This window comes from Sphingomonas tabacisoli, from assembly GCF_042678385.1.
In the GTDB taxonomy this organism is placed as follows: Bacteria; Pseudomonadota; Alphaproteobacteria; order Sphingomonadales; family Sphingomonadaceae; genus Sphingomonas_B; species Sphingomonas_B tabacisoli.
Genome location: NZ_JBHUDY010000002.1, coordinates 86,888 through 103,429, shown reverse-complemented (window position 1 = coordinate 103,429; position 16,542 = coordinate 86,888). Strand labels below are relative to the sequence as shown.

At 65.8% G+C, this 16,542-nt stretch carries 16 protein-coding genes; 7 read left to right on the top strand and 9 right to left on the bottom strand.

Features of this window, described 5'->3' with window-relative positions; translation table 11 throughout:
- The first annotated feature begins 8 nt into the window (after positions 1–8).
- From ACFSCW_RS13700 to rfbA, 7 genes are all read left to right on the top strand, one after another.
- Positions 9–314, top strand: coding sequence for a hypothetical protein (locus ACFSCW_RS13700; RefSeq protein WP_380890373.1), 306 nt, complete (start codon positions 9–11; stop codon positions 312–314).
- Between the two features lie 119 nt (positions 315–433).
- Positions 434–1,924 (top strand): WS/DGAT/MGAT family O-acyltransferase, encoded by a 1,491-nt coding sequence (locus ACFSCW_RS13695; RefSeq protein ID WP_380890371.1) that lies wholly within the window; start codon positions 434–436, stop codon positions 1,922–1,924.
- The gene (locus ACFSCW_RS13690) at positions 1,917–2,225 is read left to right on the top strand and encodes a phasin family protein (RefSeq protein WP_380890369.1); all 309 of its coding nucleotides are present in this window, start codon (positions 1,917–1,919) and stop codon (positions 2,223–2,225) included. The genes ACFSCW_RS13695 and ACFSCW_RS13690 overlap by 8 nt, the downstream gene beginning before the upstream one ends.
- A gap of 48 nt (positions 2,226–2,273) precedes the next feature.
- The gene (gene rfbC, locus ACFSCW_RS13685) at positions 2,274–2,837 is read left to right on the top strand and encodes a dTDP-4-dehydrorhamnose 3,5-epimerase (RefSeq protein ID WP_380890367.1); all 564 of its coding nucleotides are present in this window, start codon (positions 2,274–2,276) and stop codon (positions 2,835–2,837) included.
- Positions 2,837–3,901, top strand: a complete 1,065-nt coding sequence (rfbB, locus tag ACFSCW_RS13680) for a dTDP-glucose 4,6-dehydratase (protein ID WP_380890365.1) — start codon at positions 2,837–2,839, stop codon at positions 3,899–3,901. Before rfbC ends, rfbB begins: the two co-directional genes overlap by 1 nt.
- Positions 3,898–4,758, top strand: coding sequence for a dTDP-4-dehydrorhamnose reductase (rfbD, locus tag ACFSCW_RS13675; RefSeq protein ID WP_380890364.1), 861 nt, complete (start codon positions 3,898–3,900; stop codon positions 4,756–4,758). The genes rfbB and rfbD overlap by 4 nt, the downstream gene beginning before the upstream one ends.
- Positions 4,755–5,627, top strand: a complete 873-nt coding sequence (gene rfbA / locus ACFSCW_RS13670; RefSeq protein WP_380890362.1) for a glucose-1-phosphate thymidylyltransferase RfbA — start codon at positions 4,755–4,757, stop codon at positions 5,625–5,627. The genes rfbD and rfbA overlap by 4 nt, the downstream gene beginning before the upstream one ends.
- Here rfbA and fumC read toward each other — a convergent pair.
- The 9 genes from fumC to ACFSCW_RS13625 form a co-directional block, all read right to left on the bottom strand.
- The gene (gene fumC, locus ACFSCW_RS13665) at positions 5,624–7,012 is read right to left on the bottom strand and encodes a class II fumarate hydratase (protein WP_380890360.1); all 1,389 of its coding nucleotides are present in this window, start codon (positions 7,010–7,012) and stop codon (positions 5,624–5,626) included. The genes rfbA and fumC overlap by 4 nt on opposite strands.
- 141 nt (positions 7,013–7,153) lie before the next feature.
- Positions 7,154–9,187, bottom strand: coding sequence for a 3-hydroxyacyl-CoA dehydrogenase NAD-binding domain-containing protein (locus ACFSCW_RS13660; RefSeq protein WP_380890357.1), 2,034 nt, complete (start codon positions 9,185–9,187; stop codon positions 7,154–7,156).
- Between the two features lie 10 nt (positions 9,188–9,197).
- Positions 9,198–9,986 carry an SDR family NAD(P)-dependent oxidoreductase gene (locus ACFSCW_RS13655; RefSeq protein WP_380890354.1) on the bottom strand — a complete coding sequence of 263 codons (789 nt, stop codon included), beginning with the start codon at positions 9,984–9,986 and terminating at the stop codon, positions 9,198–9,200.
- Positions 9,983–10,744: an SDR family oxidoreductase gene (locus ACFSCW_RS13650; protein ID WP_380890351.1), complete on the bottom strand. Its 762-nt coding sequence runs from the start codon at positions 10,742–10,744 to the stop codon at positions 9,983–9,985. The genes ACFSCW_RS13655 and ACFSCW_RS13650 overlap by 4 nt, the downstream gene beginning before the upstream one ends.
- Positions 10,741–11,814, bottom strand: coding sequence for a phosphotransferase family protein (locus ACFSCW_RS13645; protein WP_380890349.1), 1,074 nt, complete (start codon positions 11,812–11,814; stop codon positions 10,741–10,743). The genes ACFSCW_RS13650 and ACFSCW_RS13645 overlap by 4 nt, the downstream gene beginning before the upstream one ends.
- Complete coding sequence (locus tag ACFSCW_RS13640) at positions 11,811–12,899, bottom strand: Zn-dependent alcohol dehydrogenase (protein WP_380890347.1); 1,089 nt, start codon at positions 12,897–12,899, stop codon at positions 11,811–11,813. Before ACFSCW_RS13640 ends, ACFSCW_RS13645 begins: the two co-directional genes overlap by 4 nt.
- The gene (locus tag ACFSCW_RS13635; protein WP_380890345.1) at positions 12,896–14,194 is read right to left on the bottom strand and encodes an acyl-CoA dehydrogenase family protein; all 1,299 of its coding nucleotides are present in this window, start codon (positions 14,192–14,194) and stop codon (positions 12,896–12,898) included. Before ACFSCW_RS13635 ends, ACFSCW_RS13640 begins: the two co-directional genes overlap by 4 nt.
- A 68-nt stretch (positions 14,195–14,262) precedes the next feature.
- A complete protein-coding gene (locus ACFSCW_RS13630) occupies positions 14,263–15,675 on the bottom strand; it encodes an MFS transporter (protein WP_380890343.1) in 1,413 nt (470 codons plus the stop codon).
- On the bottom strand, positions 15,672–16,508 hold the full coding sequence (locus ACFSCW_RS13625; protein WP_380890341.1) for an SDR family NAD(P)-dependent oxidoreductase: 837 nt from the start codon (positions 16,506–16,508) through the stop codon (positions 15,672–15,674). The genes ACFSCW_RS13630 and ACFSCW_RS13625 overlap by 4 nt, the downstream gene beginning before the upstream one ends.
- Positions 16,509–16,542: the final 34 nt, after the last annotated feature.

Here is a 16,542-nt window from a genome sequence, read left to right as displayed (position 1 = left end):
ATGGTCGCATGAAACGCCAATTGATGACCGCGGCACTTGCCTTTGCAGTCGCCGCCCCGACAGTCGTCGCGGAACCCGCCGCGGCCCGCACGCGCACGTACCAGGCCGGCACCAGCTATCACCGTGTTCATTGCGGATCGGGCAACGGCGCGGTCGGCACGGTTGCCGGTGGTGCAGGCGGCGCGCTGATCGGCCACGCGGTTGCCGGCGGCCCGGTCGGCACGATCGTCGGCGGCGTCGGCGGCGCTCTGCTTGGTCGCCACCTCGACAAGAAGCACACGGCCAACCGCAATTATCGCCGCAACGGCTGCTGATAGCCATCGAGACGGCGCTTAGCGCTTCCGAAGCGAGCGGCTTCGGAAGCGCCAGCACCGCCACGCTTGCGCACCCTGCCCCGATGAGGCAGCCTCTGGAATAACCAGGGGAGAGTCCGATGCAGCAGCTCAGCGGACAAGACGCGAGCTTCGTCTATCTGGAGACGCCGCACACGCCGATGCACATCGGCTCCGTCGGCATCTACGATCCCTCGACCGCGCCGGGCGGGTTCGTGCGGTTCAAGGACATTCTGGAATTCGTCGGCAGCCGCCTCGCCGGGGCGCGCAGCTTTCGTCAGCGGCTGGTGCGGCTGCCGCTCGACATGGATCATCCTTATTGGATCGAGGACCCCGAGTTCGACATCGAATATCATATTCGCCACATCGCCTTGCCAAAGCCGGGGGACTGGCGGCAGCTCTGCATCCAGGTGGCGCGGCTGCACGCGCGGCCGATGGACCTGTCGAAGCCGCTTTGGGAATTCACGATCATCGAGGGCCTCGACAATATCGAAGGCCTGCCCCCGGGCTGCTTCGCGCTGGTCGCGAAAGTGCATCATGCGGCGATCGACGGCATGTCGGGCGTCGAGCTTTCGGCGGCGATCCATGACCTGTCGCCGGACAAGCCGAACCGCCTCGCCAATGACGACTGGAAGGCGGACGACCTGCCGGGCGTCGCCGACCTGCTGATCAAGAGCTATTTCAACACGCTGAGGAAACCGCTCCAATATGCGGAGACGGCGGCGCGCGTGATGCCCGGCCTCGCCCGGCTTTCGCAAAGCGTGTCCAAAGGCGATGTCAGCCTCGCCAACACCAAGCTTGCGCCCAAGACGCGGTTCAACGGCAAGGTCGGCCCGCACCGGGTGTTCGACGCCGTGCCGCTGCCGCTTGGCGATGTCCGTGCGATCAAGGACGCCGTGCCGGGGGCCACCGTCAACGATGCGATCCTCGCGATCGTCGGCGGGGGGTTGCGCAAATATCTTCAGTCGAAAGGCGAGCTGCCTGGCGACAGCCTGACCGCAATGGCGCCGATCTCGGTGCGCGCGGAAGGCGAGAAATCGGCGCTCGGCAATCTCGTCTCGGCCATGGTTGTGCCGCTCGGCACCCATATCGCCGACCCGCTCGAGCGGCTGCGCTTCGTCCATGGCGAAACGGTCAACTCCAAGGCGATGACCAACGCCGTTGGCGCGAGGACCCTGACCGACACGAGCCAGTTCATGCCTGCCGGCCTCTCCGGCATCGCGGCGCGGCTCTATACGCGGCTGGGCGCCGCCAACGCGCACGCGCCGGTGTTCAATACCGTCGTGACCAACGTGCCGGGCAGCCGCGTGCCGCTCTATTTCGCCGGGGCGAAGATGGTCTCGATGTACGGCACCGGCCCGATCTTCGACTCGATGGGGCTGATCAACCCGATTTACTCCTATGTGGACACGATCGCGATCAGCTTCACTTCCGACCGCGACATCATGCCGGACCCGGAAGCCTATGCGGCCGCGCTCCGTCAGTCGTTCGAGGAGCTGAAGGCGGCCGCTATTCCCGCCGCTGCGCCCGTCAAGGCTGCGCGGCCCGCCCGCACCCCACGACCAGCGAAAGGAGCACCGCAACATGCTTGAACCCGACAAACTGAAAGCCGCGGGCGACGCGATGAAGGAAGGCGCCACCAAGGCGGCCGAGAACAGCTCCGCGCTCAGCATGAAAGTCATCGACCATGCCGAGGAGAATACGCGCCAGGCCTTCGCTGCGCTCCGCGCGGCTGCCAAGGCGGGCGGCGTGTCGGAGCTGATGAAGGTTCAGGCCGATTATGTCCGCGACCAGGGCACGCGCAGCATGGCGCAGGTGAAGGAGATCGGCGACATGATCGCGAGCTTCGGCCGCGAGGCCATGTCCGGCCTCACAGGCAAGAAGGACGGTTAACGGCGCGCTGACGGTTGACTCGGAATGGTCGCGGGCTAGGCCAGCGCCATGCCCGTCATCCGTATCGTCCCCAAGCGCTTCGAAGATCCGCGTGGCTGGTTCAGCGAAACCTGGCAGCGCGACCGTTTCGTGGCGGCCGGGATCGACGAGGATTGGGTGCAGGACAACCAGTCCTACTCCCGCCCGGCCGGCACCTTGCGCGGCATCCATTTCCAGACGCCGCCCCACGCCCAGGCCAAGTTGGTCCGCTGCCTTCGCGGCCGGATCTGGGACGTGGCGGTGGACCTCCGCTCGGGTTCGCCGACCTATGGCCGCTGGGTCGCGGCGGAGCTGACCGCGGCGAATGGCGAGCAGCTCTATATTCCCGCCGGCTTCGGCCACGGCTTCGTGACGCTCGAGCCGGATTGCGAAGTGGCCTACAAGACCTCCGACTTCTACGCGCCGGACTGCGATGGTGGCCTGGCCTGGAACGACCCCGACCTCGCAATTCCCTGGCCGCTCCCGGGCGCTGCGCCGGAACTCTCGGACAAGGATGCGCGTCTGCCCGGCCTGAAGGATTTCCTCAGCCCGTTCCCGTATGACGGCAACCCGCTCGAACCATTGGAAGATTGATGTCCCGTATTCTCGTCACCGGCGGCGCCGGCTTTATTGGCTCGGCGCTGGTCCGCCACCTGATCGCGAACACCGAGCACGAAGTGCTCAACGTCGACGCGCTGACTTATGCCGGCAATTTGTCGTCGCTGGACCCGGTGCGCGAGAGCAACCGCTACCGTTTCGCCAAGGCGGACATTTGCGACCGCGAGAAGATCGCGGCGCTGATCGCCGAGTTCCGGCCGCAGGTCGTCACGCACCTCGCCGCCGAAAGCCATGTCGACCGTTCGATCGACGGGCCGGCCGCGTTCATCGAGACCAATCTTGTCGGCACCTTCACGATGCTCTCGGCCGCGCTCGATTATTGGCGCGGGCTGGATGACGCTGAGAAGGACACCTTCCGCTTCCACCATATCTCCACCGACGAAGTGTTCGGCGCGCTTGGCGACGAGGGTTTCTTCACCGAGGAGACGCCGTACGATCCGCGCTCGCCCTATTCGGCGTCGAAGGCGGGATCGGATCACCTCGTCTCCGCCTGGCACCACACCTATGGCCTGCCGGTGCTGATCACGAACTGCTCGAACAATTACGGGCCGTATCACTTCCCCGAAAAGCTGATCCCGCTGATGATCATCAAGTGCCTCGCGGGCGAGGCGCTGCCGGTCTACGGCAAGGGCGCGAATGTCCGCGACTGGCTCTATGTCGAAGATCATGTCCGCGCACTAACCGCGGTGTTCGAACAGGGCGTGCCCGGCGAAAGCTATATGGTCGGCGGCCGGTCGGAGCGGACCAACCTCGCCGTGGTCGAGACCATCTGCGACACGCTCGACCGGCTGCGCCCCCGCGCCGACGGCAAGAGCTATCGGGAACAGATCAGCTTCGTCGCCGACCGACCGGGCCATGATTTCCGCTATGCGATCGACGCTTCCAAGCTGGAGCGCGAGCTTGGCTGGAAGCCGCAGGAAAGCTTCGAAACCGGCATCGACCGCACGATCCGCTGGTATCTCGACAATGAGGCCTGGTGGGGGCCGATCCTCGCCCGCACCTATTCGGGCGAGCGGCTGGGATTGAAGGCGGCGGGGTGAGGCCGATCCTCGTCACTGGCGGCACCGGCCAGGTCGGCACCGCGCTGCAGCAGCTTGGGCCACGCTTCGGCGTCGAGGTCGTTGCGCCGGGTCGGGACGGACTCGATCTCGCCAGCCCGCCGTCGATCGAAGCGATGCTCCGTTCGCGCGATTGGGGAGCGGTCATCAACTGCGCCGCCTATACCGCTGTCGACAAGGCGGAGAGCGAGCCTGACCAGGCGTTCGCGATCAACGCGGTCGCGCCGGAGATGCTGGCGCTGGAGACGTTCGCGCGCGGTGTGCGCCTGCTGCATGTTTCGACCGATTATGTTTTCGATGGTTCGAAGAATGGCTTCTACGCCGAGGACGATCCCGTCGCGCCGCTCGGCGTTTATGGCGCATCCAAGGAAGCCGGCGAGCGCGGGGTCCGCGCCGGCAATCCGGATCACATCATCCTGCGCACCGCCTGGGTGGTGAGCCCCTGGGGCAACAACTTCGTCAAGACGATGCTCCGGATTGGGAAAGAGCGGCCGCAGCTTCGCGTGGTCGACGACCAGCTTGGTTGCCCGACGTCCGCCGTCGACATTGCCGAAGCGCTGCTGACGATCGCCACTGGGAAGGGCCCGGCGGGCACCTATCATTTCGTCAATGCGGGCGAAGCGACGTGGTGCGAGCTGGCGCGCTTCGTCTTCGATCGCGCCGGCATGGACGTGGCGGTCGAGGCGATCACCACCGACCAATATCCGACGCCGGCCAAGCGCCCGGCCAACTCGCGGCTTTCGACCGACCGGCTGCAACAGACATTCGGCATACGCCCGCGTCCGTGGCAGGATGCCGTCGGCGAGGTCGTCGACGCGCTCATCAGGGGAACGCAGTGAAGGGCATCATTCTGGCCGGCGGGTCCGGCACGCGGCTGCATCCGGCGACGCTCGCGATCAACAAGCAGCTGCTGCCGGTCTATGACAAGCCGATGATCTATTATCCGACGTCCGCGCTGATGATGGCGGGCATCCGGGACATATTGGTCATTTCGTCCCCCGAATATCTGGACAACTACAAGCGCCTGTTCGGCACCGGTGAGCAATTCGGACTGAATATCGACTACGCCGTGCAGCCGAAGCCCGAAGGACTGGCCCAGGCCTTCATCATCGGCGCGGAGTTCCTTGCGGGCGGCCCCGGTTCGCTGGTGCTGGGCGACAACATCTTCTTCGGCGCCGGTCTTGGTGAGAAAATGACGAACGCCCGCGCACGCACCCGCGGCGCAACCGTATTCGCCTATCATGTCGAGGATCCGACCGCCTATGGCGTGGTCGAGCTGGACGGCGAAGGCCGGGCGCTCAGCATCGAGGAAAAGCCGAAGCAACCGAAATCGAGCTGGGCCGTCACAGGCCTCTATTTCTACGACGAGCGCGTCACCGACTTCGCAGCCCAGGTGAAGCCCTCCGCGCGCGGCGAGCTGGAGATCACCGACCTCAACCGCATCTACATGGAAGCGGGCGAGCTCTATGTCGAACGCATGGGCCGCGGCTTCGCCTGGCTCGACACCGGCACCCACGACAGCCTGCTGGAAGCGAGCGAGTTCGTCCGCACGCTGCAAAAGCGTCAGGGCGTCCAGATCGCGAGCCTCGAGGAAATCGCTTTCCACAATGGCTGGATCAGCCCCGACCAGCTCCGCGAACGCGGCAAGCTGTTCGAAAAGACATCCTACGGCCGCGCGCTGATCGATCTGGCGGACGGGCGCGGCTAACGGCCGACCATCGTCTCGGGCCGGACAACCCGATCGAAGGTCGCGGCGTCGACCAGCCCAAGCGCGAGCCCGGCTTCCTTGAGCGTCAGGCCGTTCGCGTGTGCGTGCTTGGCGATCTTGGCGGCGTTGTCGTAGCCGATCTCCGGCGCGAGCGCGGTGACGAGCATCAGCGAGCGTTCGAGCAGCTCTTCAATCCGCGCACGATTGGGCTCGGCGCCTTCGACCATGCGTTCGGCGAAGCTTTCCATGCCGACGCTCAGCAGGTGGATCGAGCGGAGCACGGCCGCGCCGATCAGCGGCTTGAACACGTTCAGCTCCAGATGACCCTGCAGCCCGCCGACGGTCACGGCGGTGTGGTTGCCCATCACTTGCGCCGCGACCATCGTCAGCATCTCGGCCTGGGTGGGGTTCACCTTGCCCGGCATGATCGAGCTGCCCGGCTCGTTTGCCGGCAGTTCCAGTTCGCCCAGTCCCGAACGCGGGCCGGATCCGAGCAGGCGCATGTCGTTGGCGATCTTCGTGAGCGCGACGGCGAGCGTATTCAGGCTGCCGTGGAAGTCGACGAGAGCATCGTGAGTCGATAGGGCTTCGAACTTGTTCGGAGCGGTCTCAAACTCCAGACCCGTGATCTCACTGACCTCCTTGGCGAACTCTTCGTCGAAGCCAACGGGGGCGTTGAGCCCCGTTCCTACTGCCGTCCCTCCTTGGGCTAGGTAATGCACTTCTGTCAGCTTGATGGTCAGTCTCACATCTGCAAGCGAAATCACCCGAGCATAGGCCGAGAATTCCTGACCCAAGGTCAGCGGTGTAGCGTCCTGAAGATGGGTGCGCCCGATCTTCACAATGTCGGCCCACATTTCTTCCTTCTCAAGTAACGCTCCCAACAAGCGCGCGAGAGCAGGTCTCAACTGGCGCTCAGTCGCCAGCGCCACCGCGACGTGCATTGCGGTCGGGAAGCTGTCGTTCGACGATTGCGACATGTTGACGTGATCGTTGGGATGCACCGGCGACTTGCCGCCGCGCGTGCCCGCCAGCCGCTCGTTGGCGATGCCGGCGATCACTTCGTTCACGTTCATATTGGACTGGGTGCCGGAGCCGGTCTGCCAGATGACGAGCGGGAACTGGTCGTCGAACTTGCCAGCCGCGACGTCCGCCGCCGCCGCCTCGATCGCATCGGCGATCTCGCCAGGCAGCCCGTGCTTCCGGTTTACCCGCGCCGCCGCCTGCTTCACGATCGCGAGCGCGTGGACGATGCCGATCGGCATCCGCTCGGCTTCCCCGAACGGGAAATTCTCGATCGACCGCTGCGTCTGTGCGCCCCAATAGGCGGAGGCGGGGACTTCGATGGTGCCGATGCTGTCGGTTTCGGTGCGGGTGTCGGTCATGCTTCCTCCAGCCCTCTCCCCTCCGGGGAGAGGGACGGCCGCAAAGCGGCCAGGGAGAGGGGCAGAGTCCGTAACGCACAGCCCCTCTCCCGGTCTCGCTGCGCTCGACCACCCTCTCCCCGGAGGGGAGAGGGTTAATGGCTACACAGGCCGCGTGAACCGGCCCTTGGTCTCCGCCTTTTCCTTCAGCAGCTTGGCGACCTTGAAGCCGTGCTTCTCCAGCCCCGCCGCGATCTTGTCGTTCCCTTCGATGTCGCCCCAGAACATCGGGCCGCCGCGATAGACCGGCCAGCCATAGCCGTAGATCCACACCACATCGATGTCGGACGCGCGCTGGGCGATGCCTTCCTCCAGGATCAGCGCGCCTTCGTTGACCATCGGGTAGAGCGTGCGCTCGACGATCTCTTCGTCGGTGATCTCGCGCTTCTTCGCGCCGGACTTGGCCGAGAATTCGTCGATGATCTCCTGCACCTCGGCGCTCGGCGTCGGCCGGCGCTTCTCGTCATAATCGTAAAAGCCTTTGCCGGTCTTCTGGCCCCAGCGGCCCTTGGCGCACAGCGCGTCGCGCACCGACTCTATCCGGTTCGGGTCGCGATGCCAGCCGATGTCGACGCCCGCCAAGTCGCTCATCTGGAACGGTCCCATCGGCATGCCGAAATCGACATGGACCTTGTCGATCTGCGCCGGCGTCGCGCCTTCCATCAGCAGCTTCATCGCCTCGACCTGGCGCGGCATCAGCATGCGGTTGCCGATAAAGCCGTGGCAGACCCCCGAGACTACCGCGACCTTGCCGATTTTCTTGGCCGTAGCCATCGCCGTCGCCAGCACGTCGGGCGCGGTCTTGGCGCCGCGCACCACTTCCAGCAGCTTCATCACATTGGCCGGCGAAAAGAAGTGCATGCCGAGCACGTCCTGCGGCCGGCTGGTCGATGCCGCAATCTCGTCGATATTCAGATACGACGTGTTGGACGCGAGGATCGCGCCGGGCTTGGCGATCTTGTCGAGTTTCGCGAACGTCTCTTTCTTGACGTCCATATTCTCGAAGATCGCTTCGATGATCAGGTCGCAATCGGCGAGCGCGGTCATGTCGAGCGTGGGCGTCAGTGCGCCCATGAACGCATCGACTTGTTCCGGCTTGAACCGGCCCTTGGCGGCGGAGGCGTCGTAATTTTTGCGGATGACGCCGACGCCGCGGTCCAGATTCTCCTGCGCCGCCTCGACGATCGTGACCGGGATGCCGGCCTGGAGGAAGTTCATCGAAATGCCGCCGCCCATCGTGCCGGCGCCGATCACGCCTACCTTTTTGATGTCGCGCAGCTTGATGTCTTCGGGGATGCCGTCGATCTTCGCGGCCTGGCGCTCGGCGAAGAAGATGTGGCGTTGGGCGGCCGATTGCGTGCCGAACATCAGCTTCATGAATTCCTGCCGCTCGAAGGCGATGCCTTCATCGAACGGCAGCTCGACCGCCGCCTGGACGCAGCGCAGGTTCGCGGCCGGCGCGTCGAAACCGCGGAAGCGCTTCGCATTCTCGGTCGCGAATTTCTGGATGAAAGCGGGATCGCCGTGCACCGGCATCTCGCGGCTGCGGCGGGGCTCAGTGCCAATCATGGCATAGGCAAAAGCCAGCGCGTCTTCGAGCAGCGAATCCTCGCCGGCGATCTTGTCGACGAGGCCAACTTCCGCCGCCCTTTTTGCGCTGATCGGATTGCCGGTCGCGCACATCTCGGCCGCGGCTTCGATGCCGGCGACGCGCGGCAGGCGCTGGGTGCCGCCGGCGCCGGGCAGCAGGCCGAGCTTCACTTCGGGCACGCCCAGCTTCGCCGATGGAACCGCGACACGGTAGTGGCTGCCGAGCGCCGTCTCGAGCCCACCGCCGAGCGCCGTGCCGTGGATCGCGGCCACCACTGGCTTTTTGCTCGCTTCGATCTTGTCGACGACCGCGGGCAGGCCGGGCTCCACCATCGGCTTGCCGAACTCGGTGATATCGGCGCCAGCGAAGAAGGTGCGCCCTTCGCATCGGATCACCGCCGCCTTGATCTCTTCGTCATTGGCAAGCTGGTCCATCGCCGCCCACAGGCCCTGCCGCACCGCCGCACCCAGCGCGTTCACCGGGGGGTTGTTGGACGTGACGATCAGGATGCCGTCGCGAACTTCGGTCGAAATGGGGGAGGTCATGATCTTCCTCTCAAGCTGCGGTCTTGCCCGTCTCCTGACGGGTCACGGGGTGTGAACTGGAAAGCCCGCCATCGACGGCGATGGCCTGGCCATTGACGTAGCTCGCTTCGTCCGAAGCGAGGAACAGCGCCATGTTGGCGATCTCGTCGGGCTGGCCGGCGCGGCGCAATGGGTTCAGGCGGCCGATCTTGTCGGTCACGCCCTTTTCCGCCGCATAGTCGAACGCGCGCTGGGTCATGCCGGTCTGGATCAGGCCGGGGCAGATCGCGTTGACGCGCACGCCCGTGCCCGAAAACTGCTGCGCGGCCGTCTTCACCAGATTGATGACGCCCGCCTTCGACGCCGAATAATGCGGACCGCCGGCGCCCGAGCGGATGCCGGCGACCGAGGCGGTGCAGATGATCGATCCGCGGCCGCGCTGGATCATCCTGGGCCCGGCATGCTTGATCATCAGCCAGGGTCCGATCAGGTTCACCTGCAGCAGCGCCTGCCATTCCTCGACGGTCAGGTCGAAGATACCGGTCAGGCCGCCCGACACGCCGGCATTGGCATAGGCGATGTCGAGCTGGCCGAAGCTGCCGAGCGCGGCATCGACCAGCGCGCGAACGTCGTTCTCGTCGCCGGCGTCGACCTGGAAGGCCTCGACGTCGCCGTCGATCAGATCGGCGGTCTCGTGCACCGCCGCGGTCTTGTCGCCGATCACAAGCTTCGCCCCTTCCGCGGCGAAGCGGCGCGCGGTCGCGCGGCCGATGCCCGAGCCCGCGCCGGTGATGATTGCGACTTTGCCGGCAAGTCTCATATCGTCTGCCCTCCGTCGATCACCACCGTTTGCCCGGTCATGAAGGCTGCGGCAGGCGAGGCGAGGAAAACGGCCGCGCCGGCGATCTCGTCCGGCTCACCGATTCGTTTCAGCGGCGCGACTTCGGTCGAGCGCTTCAGCGTGTCCGGATTTTCCCACAGCGCGCGGGCAAAGTCGGTGCGGATCAGCCCCGGCGCGATGCAGTTCACGCGGACATTGTCGGGCCCGAACTCGTGCGCGAGGTTGCGGGCAAGCGCCATGTCGGCCGCTTTCGAGATGCCATAGGCGCCGATCACCGGCGTGCCGCGCAGCCCGCCGATCGACGAAATGATGACGATCGCGCCGTCCTTGCGCGCCCGCATTTCCGGCGCGACCATCGCGATCAGCCAGTGGTTGGAGACGATGTTGTTGTCGAGGATCTTGCGGAACTGCTCGTCGGCGATCCCCTCCATCGGCCCGTAATAGGGATTTGAGGCGGCGTTGCAGACGAGGATGTGGATGTCGCCGTAGGCGCGCCGCGTCTCGTCGACCAGATGCTGCAGCCCCTCCTTGTCGGAGATGTTCGCGGCGACCGCGATCGCCTTTCCGGGATGGTTCGCGTTGATCTCCGCCGCGACCACATCGCAAGCGTCCTGCTTGCGGCTGGAGACGACCACGTTCGCGCCATGCTCGGCCATGCGCTCTGCGATTGCCTTGCCGATTCCGCGCGACGAGCCGGTGATGATCGCCGTTTTTCCGGTGAGGTCGAACAGGTTCATTTTGCCCCCGCGAGTTGCGCGAAATGCCAGGACGCCGCCGCCAGGCCGGGCACGCGGGCGGCCGTCGCTTCAGCCTGGGCCGAAGCGGCGGTGCCGTCGACGATCCGCTTCTTGATGCCCTGCACGATGCCTGTCAGCCGGAAGAGATTGTAGGCGAAATACCAGTTGAGGTCAGGCACGCCCGCGCGGCCGGTCTTTTCGCAATAGCGCGCGACCGCCTGCTCCAGCGTCGGGATGCCGAGCGCTTCATGGTCGAGGCCCGCGATGCCCGAGCGCCCCTCGGGCTGGGTCACCCAGTTCATCAGCAGATAGGAAAAATCAGCAAGCGGATCGCCGAGCGTCGACAGCTCCCAATCCAGCACCGCGATCACGCGATCTTCCGTCGCGTGGAAGATCATGTTGTCGATGCGATAATCGCCGTGAACGATCGACACCCGCTCCTGCGCCGGCACCGTCGTCGGCAGCCATTCGATCAGCTTGTCGACTTCCGGAATCGTCTCGGTTTCGCTCGCCTTGTACTGTTTGGTCCAGCGCGCAACCTGACGCTCGAAATAATTGCCGGGCTTGCCGTAATCACCGAGGCCGATCGCCTCGTGGTCGGTGTTGTGCAGCGCCGCCAGCGTGTCGATCATCGCGTGATAGACACCGCGGCGTTGCTCGGGGGTGTAGTCAGGGAGCGCGCCGTCCCACAGGTTTCGACCGTCGGCCAATCCCATTACGTAGAACATCGACCCGATCACTTGCGCGTCGGTGCACAGCCCATAAGGCCGCGCGACGGGGAAGCCGGTCGGATACAGCGCCGCCTGCACGCGGTATTCGCGGTCCACCGCGTGCGCGGAAGGCAGCAACGGACCGAAGGGCTGGCGGCGAAGCACATAGCTCTGTCCGGGCGTGTCGACCCGGTAGGTCGGGTTCGACTGACCGCCCTTGAAGCGCGAGAGCGTGATCGGGCCTTCGAAGCCTTCGACGTTCGCCTGCATCCATTCGGTCAGCCGCGCCTCGTCCAGACGGTCTTTCTCCGGCACCGGCATGGTACCGACCATCGTGGTCTGGGCGTTCGGCTGGGTCATGCGTCGAACACGATCACGGAGCGGGTCGTGTCGCCTTTGCGGAGCTGATCGAAGGCGTGGTTGCTCTGCGTGAGCGGCACGCGCTCGGCGATGATCGTGTCCAGGTCGAGCAGCCCGCGCATGTAGAAATCCACCAGCCGCGGGATCTCGACCGGAAAGCGGTTGGCGCCCATCAGCGCGCCCTGCAGCTTCTTGCCCGACAGCAGATCGAGCGCGGAAAGGCCGGTCTGGTGATTGAGCGGCATCATGCCCAGGATCGTCGCCGTGCCGCCGCGGCGCAGCACTTTCACCGCCAGCTCGCCCGACTGCGGACGCCCGACCGCTTCGATCGCGTGATCGACGCCGCCTTTGGTCAGCTCGACAATTTCGGCAACCGCGGTTTCGGATGTCGCGTCCACCGCATGGGTCGCGCCGAGCTTCTTCGCGATCTCCCGCTTCTCCGGCACCGGATCGACCGCAATGATGCGCCCGGCGCCGGCGATCTTCGCGGCATTGACCACCGCCAGCCCGACGCCGCCGCAGCCGACCACGGCGACGGTCTCACCCGGCGTCACGTCGGCGGCGTTGAACACGGCACCCGCGCCCGTCGTCACCGCACAACCGATCACGCAGGCGCGGTCGAGCGGCATCTCCGGATCGATGCGCACGCACGCATGCTCATGGATCAGCATCTGCTCGGCATAGGCCGACAGGTTCAGCATCTGGTTGACGGGCGTCCCGTCCGAGAACGTCAGCCGCGGCGGCTCGCCCGGCTTGCGGCGGGTGTCGCCGCCCAGGCAGAGCGACATGCGGCCCGTCACGCAGAACTCGCAATGCCCGCAAAAGGCGCTGAGGCAGGTCACGACCGCATCGCCGGGCTTCACCGTCGTCACTTCCGAGCCGACCTGCTCGACGATTCCCGCGGCCTCATGGCCCGGGATGCAGGGCATCGCGTGGGGATAGGCGCCGTCGACGAAATGCAGATCGGACCGGCACACGCCGCATGCCGCGGTGCGGATCAGGACCTCATGCGGCCCCGGCTTTGCGACGACGACGTCTTCGATGCGAAGCTCCGTCTTGGCCTCGAAAAGAACGGCTGCCTTCACCGCGAAACTCCGATGTCGCCGGAGCTGAAGCGCTCCTTCGCGGCAGCGATTGCTTCCTTGCCGCCATATTTGCCGAACTCGAGCCGGGCGATGGCGCGGTTGTGCACTTCGTCGGGGCCGTCGGCGAGGCGGAGCGTGCGGATGCCGGCATACATCTTGGCGAGGCCGGGATCCTCGGACACGCCGGCGCCACCGAACGCCTGGATCGCGTCGTCGATCAGGCGCAGCGCCATCCGCGGCGCCGCCACTTTGATCATCGCGATCTCTGCCTGCGCCGACTTGTTGCCGGCCTTGTCCATCATGTCGGCGGCCTTCAGGCACAGCAGCCGGCACATTTCGATATCGATCCGCGCCTCGGCGACGCGCTGTTCCCATACGCTATGCTCGGCGATCACCTTGCCGAACGCGACGCGCGAGAGCAGCCGCTTGCACATCCGCTCCAGCGCTTCCTCGGCGACGCCGATGGTGCGCATGCAGTGATGGATGCGGCCCGGCCCGAGCCGGCCTTGTGCGATCTCGAACCCGCGCCCCTCGCCCAGCAGCATGTTTTCTGCGGGCACGCGGACGTCCTTCAGCTCGATTTCCATATGGCCGTGCGGCGCGTCGTCATAGCCGAACACCGGCAGATGCCTGAGGATGTTCACGCCCGGCGCGTCCAGCGGCATCAGGATCATCGACTGCTGCGAATGGCGCGCCGCGTTGAAGTCGGTCTTGCCCATCGTGATCGCGATCTTGCAGCGCGGATCGCCGGCGCCGGACGACCACCATTTGCGGCCGTTCAGAACGTAAGAGTCTCCGTCGCGATCGATCCGCGTCTCGATGTTGGTTGCGTCGGACGAAGCGACCGCCGGCTCGGTCATCAAAAAGGCCGAGCGGATTTCGCCGTTCATCAGCGGGCGGAGCCACTCTTCCTTCTGCTCCCGCGTGCCGTAGCGATGCAGCACTTCCATGTTGCCGGTATCAGGCGCCGAGCAGTTGAACACTTCCGACGCCCAGCCGAGGCGCCCCATTTCCTCGGCGCACAGCGCATATTCGAGGTTGGTGAGGCCGGGCCCTTCGAACTCGAAACTGTCGTCGACGTGCGGCCGGCCGGAGCCCGGCGGCATGAACAGGTTCCAGATGCCTGCCGCCTTGGCGCGCTGCTTTTCCTCTTCGATCACCGGCAGCACTTTCCAGCGGCTGCCTTCCCTTTGCTGGGCATGATAGTCGTGATCGCGCGGCCGGACGTGCCTTTCGATGAAGTCGCGAACGCGGTCCCGCCAATAGGTTTGGCGCTCGGTCAGGTCGAAGTCCATCGGCGTCCTCCCGGTCTTGTTTGCGCGCCTTCTAGGCAACGAATCGCGGGCGTTTCCACCCCAAAAAATCACGGATTTCCGCCACTCTCCGCGGACGCTACGGCAAGCTTGGCAAGACGCGCCTCATGGTCCGCGCGTCCGATCGGAAAACGCATATAAAGCACCGCGCTGATCGCGGCGATGGCCACCGTGACGGCGGGAAAGACCGTAATCAGCCGCTCGATCACCGCCGGATCGACTCGCCCGGGCACGGCGTTTGGGGGAAAGCCGATCAGGGTCAGCACCACGCCCGACAGGAAAATGCCGACGCCGGTGACGCTCTTCTGCATGAAGAAATAGCCGGCGGCGAACAGCCCTTCCTCGCGTCGTCCGGTCTCCGCTTGCGACGCCTCGACCACATCGGCGACCATCGACCCGGTGCTGATCATGACGGCGACCCCGAAGCCCGTAGACGCTCCGACGAGCAGGAGGAACAATGGATGCGGCACGGCAACGCCGCTCAACTTCAGCCAGTAGGGCAGCGTGCCGAGCCCGGCGGAAATCAGCGAGCATGCGGCCGCGGTTGCACGCTTGCCGAACCGCACGTTCAGCAGCGTCACGCCGAAGAACGCGCCCACGACGCCCGCGAACAAGGCGAGCGAATAAGTGAAGAATTCGGCCTTCGAGAACAGCCACACGAACGTCAGCACATAGTTCGACATGGCAAAGGCGATGCCCTGATTGGCAAAGGCGAACAGCGCCGCTGCCATCAGGGTCAGGAAGGCCCGATTGGACAGCGTCGCGCGCATGTTGCGAAGCGTCTCGCCGATGCCGTGGCGCGCGACCGGATAAGGCGACCGCCTGGCGTAGCGGCGATGCGTGCCGAGCGCCGACAGCAGCACCGACGCCGCCATGATCAGACCGCCGGCGAGGCCGTAACGGGAATATCCCTGGGCTGCGAGCGCGGGCGACGCGTTGTTCGCCGGCGCCAGCAACACGCCATAGGCCAGCATCAGCATCGCTAGCCCGCCTCCCCAGCCGAATAGATAGCGATAGCGCAGGATCGAGGTGCGCTCGTGATAATCCCGCGTCATTTCAGGCACGAGGGCGATCGACGGCACTTCGTTGGTCGAAAGCGCCAGCCGCACGCCGATCGCCACGGCAAGCAGCCAGGCAAATTGCACGCTATGGCTTGCAACCGGCGGGTTCCACAGCAGCAGCCAGGCGATCAGGATCGGCAGGGCCGACCCGTAGAGCCAGGGATGGCGGCGACCCCAGCGCGTGTCGGTGCGGTCGCTGAGCACCCCGACGGCCGGGTCGATCAGCGCATCGACGATCAGCGCGATCAGAATCGCCAGGCCGACCTGGTCGGCAGGAAGGCCCACGACCTGGTTGTAGAAAATCAGCAGGAAAACCTGAAAACCATTGTCCTTGATCCCATAGGCGATCGCGCCGAAGCCGTAGGACAGCTTGGTCCCAAGCGTGACGCGCTCGCCCGTCATTCGGTCGGCGCCAGTGCGGCGAGGGCTTCGAACAGACCGGGCGTGCTCGGATCCCAGCTATGGCGCGGGCCGACGGAGATGCCGCCATCGACCAGGATGTGCGTGCCAGTGATGAAGCTGGCGTCCTCGCTCGCCAAGAACGCGACCGCAGCGGCGATGTCCTCCGGTCGCCCCGGCCGCTGGATCGGCTGCGCCTGCTGACCGACGCCCTGGATCAACGCGTTTGCCCGCTCCCGCGCCTCGCCCTCCAGCCCGATCGAGGAGGCGAAGATGTTGGTCGCGATGAAGCCGGGCAGCACGGCGTTCACCCGGATCTTGTCCTTGGCGAGGTCGGCAGCGGCCAGCTTGGTCAAGTGCAGCACGCCGGCCTTGGCAACCGAATAGGCGGTCGGCGCGGCGCCCGCAGCCAAGGCCGCGACGGAGGCGGTGTTGACGATCGCGCCGCCGCCCTTCTTCGCCATCAGCGGCGCGGCGTGGCGGATGCCGAGCGCGACCGAGCGCAGGAGCAGGTCCATCGTCCGGTCCCAGCCAGCCGCGTCGATCTCGTCTATCTTGGCGCGCAGCCCGCCTGCGCCGGCGTTGTTGAACAGGATGTCGGGCCCGCCAAGCTCGGCCGCCGCGTTCAACAGCGCGAGAATATCTGCCTCGCTGGTGACATCGGTGCGCACGAAGCGGATGCGGCCGTTCGACGTGCCGGCCAGCTCTTCGCCGCCTGCCATATCCAGGTCGCCGACGAGGACCGTCGCCCCTTCCTCCGCCAGGCGGAGCGCCGTCGCTCGGCCGATGCCGGACGCGCCGCCGGTCACGACGGCGACCTTGCCGCTGAATCGCATTGCCTCTCCTTGTTTTCACGCGAGCATAGGCGGG

What these genes read in the sequence shown, in the direction of transcription:
- ACFSCW_RS13700 (WP_380890373.1), top strand. Translation starts at nt 9, where the DNA reads ATGAAACGCCAATTGATGACCGCGGCACTTGCCTTTGCAGTCGCCGCC.
- ACFSCW_RS13695 (WP_380890371.1), top strand. Translation starts at nt 434, where the DNA reads ATGCAGCAGCTCAGCGGACAAGACGCGAGCTTCGTCTATCTGGAGACG.
- ACFSCW_RS13690 (WP_380890369.1), top strand. Translation starts at nt 1,917, where the DNA reads ATGCTTGAACCCGACAAACTGAAAGCCGCGGGCGACGCGATGAAGGAA.
- rfbC (WP_380890367.1), top strand. Translation starts at nt 2,274, where the DNA reads ATGCCCGTCATCCGTATCGTCCCCAAGCGCTTCGAAGATCCGCGTGGC.
- rfbB (WP_380890365.1), top strand. Translation starts at nt 2,837, where the DNA reads ATGTCCCGTATTCTCGTCACCGGCGGCGCCGGCTTTATTGGCTCGGCG.
- fumC (WP_380890360.1), bottom strand. Translation starts at nt 7,012, where the DNA reads ATGACCGACACCCGCACCGAAACCGACAGCATCGGCACCATCGAAGTC.
- ACFSCW_RS13660 (WP_380890357.1), bottom strand. Translation starts at nt 9,187, where the DNA reads ATGACCTCCCCCATTTCGACCGAAGTTCGCGACGGCATCCTGATCGTC.
- ACFSCW_RS13655 (WP_380890354.1), bottom strand. Translation starts at nt 9,986, where the DNA reads ATGAGACTTGCCGGCAAAGTCGCAATCATCACCGGCGCGGGCTCGGGC.
- ACFSCW_RS13650 (WP_380890351.1), bottom strand. Translation starts at nt 10,744, where the DNA reads ATGAACCTGTTCGACCTCACCGGAAAAACGGCGATCATCACCGGCTCG.
- ACFSCW_RS13645 (WP_380890349.1), bottom strand. Translation starts at nt 11,814, where the DNA reads ATGACCCAGCCGAACGCCCAGACCACGATGGTCGGTACCATGCCGGTG.
- ACFSCW_RS13635 (WP_380890345.1), bottom strand. Translation starts at nt 14,194, where the DNA reads ATGGACTTCGACCTGACCGAGCGCCAAACCTATTGGCGGGACCGCGTT.
- ACFSCW_RS13630 (WP_380890343.1), bottom strand. Translation starts at nt 15,675, where the DNA reads ATGACGGGCGAGCGCGTCACGCTTGGGACCAAGCTGTCCTACGGCTTC.
- ACFSCW_RS13625 (WP_380890341.1), bottom strand. Translation starts at nt 16,508, where the DNA reads ATGCGATTCAGCGGCAAGGTCGCCGTCGTGACCGGCGGCGCGTCCGGC.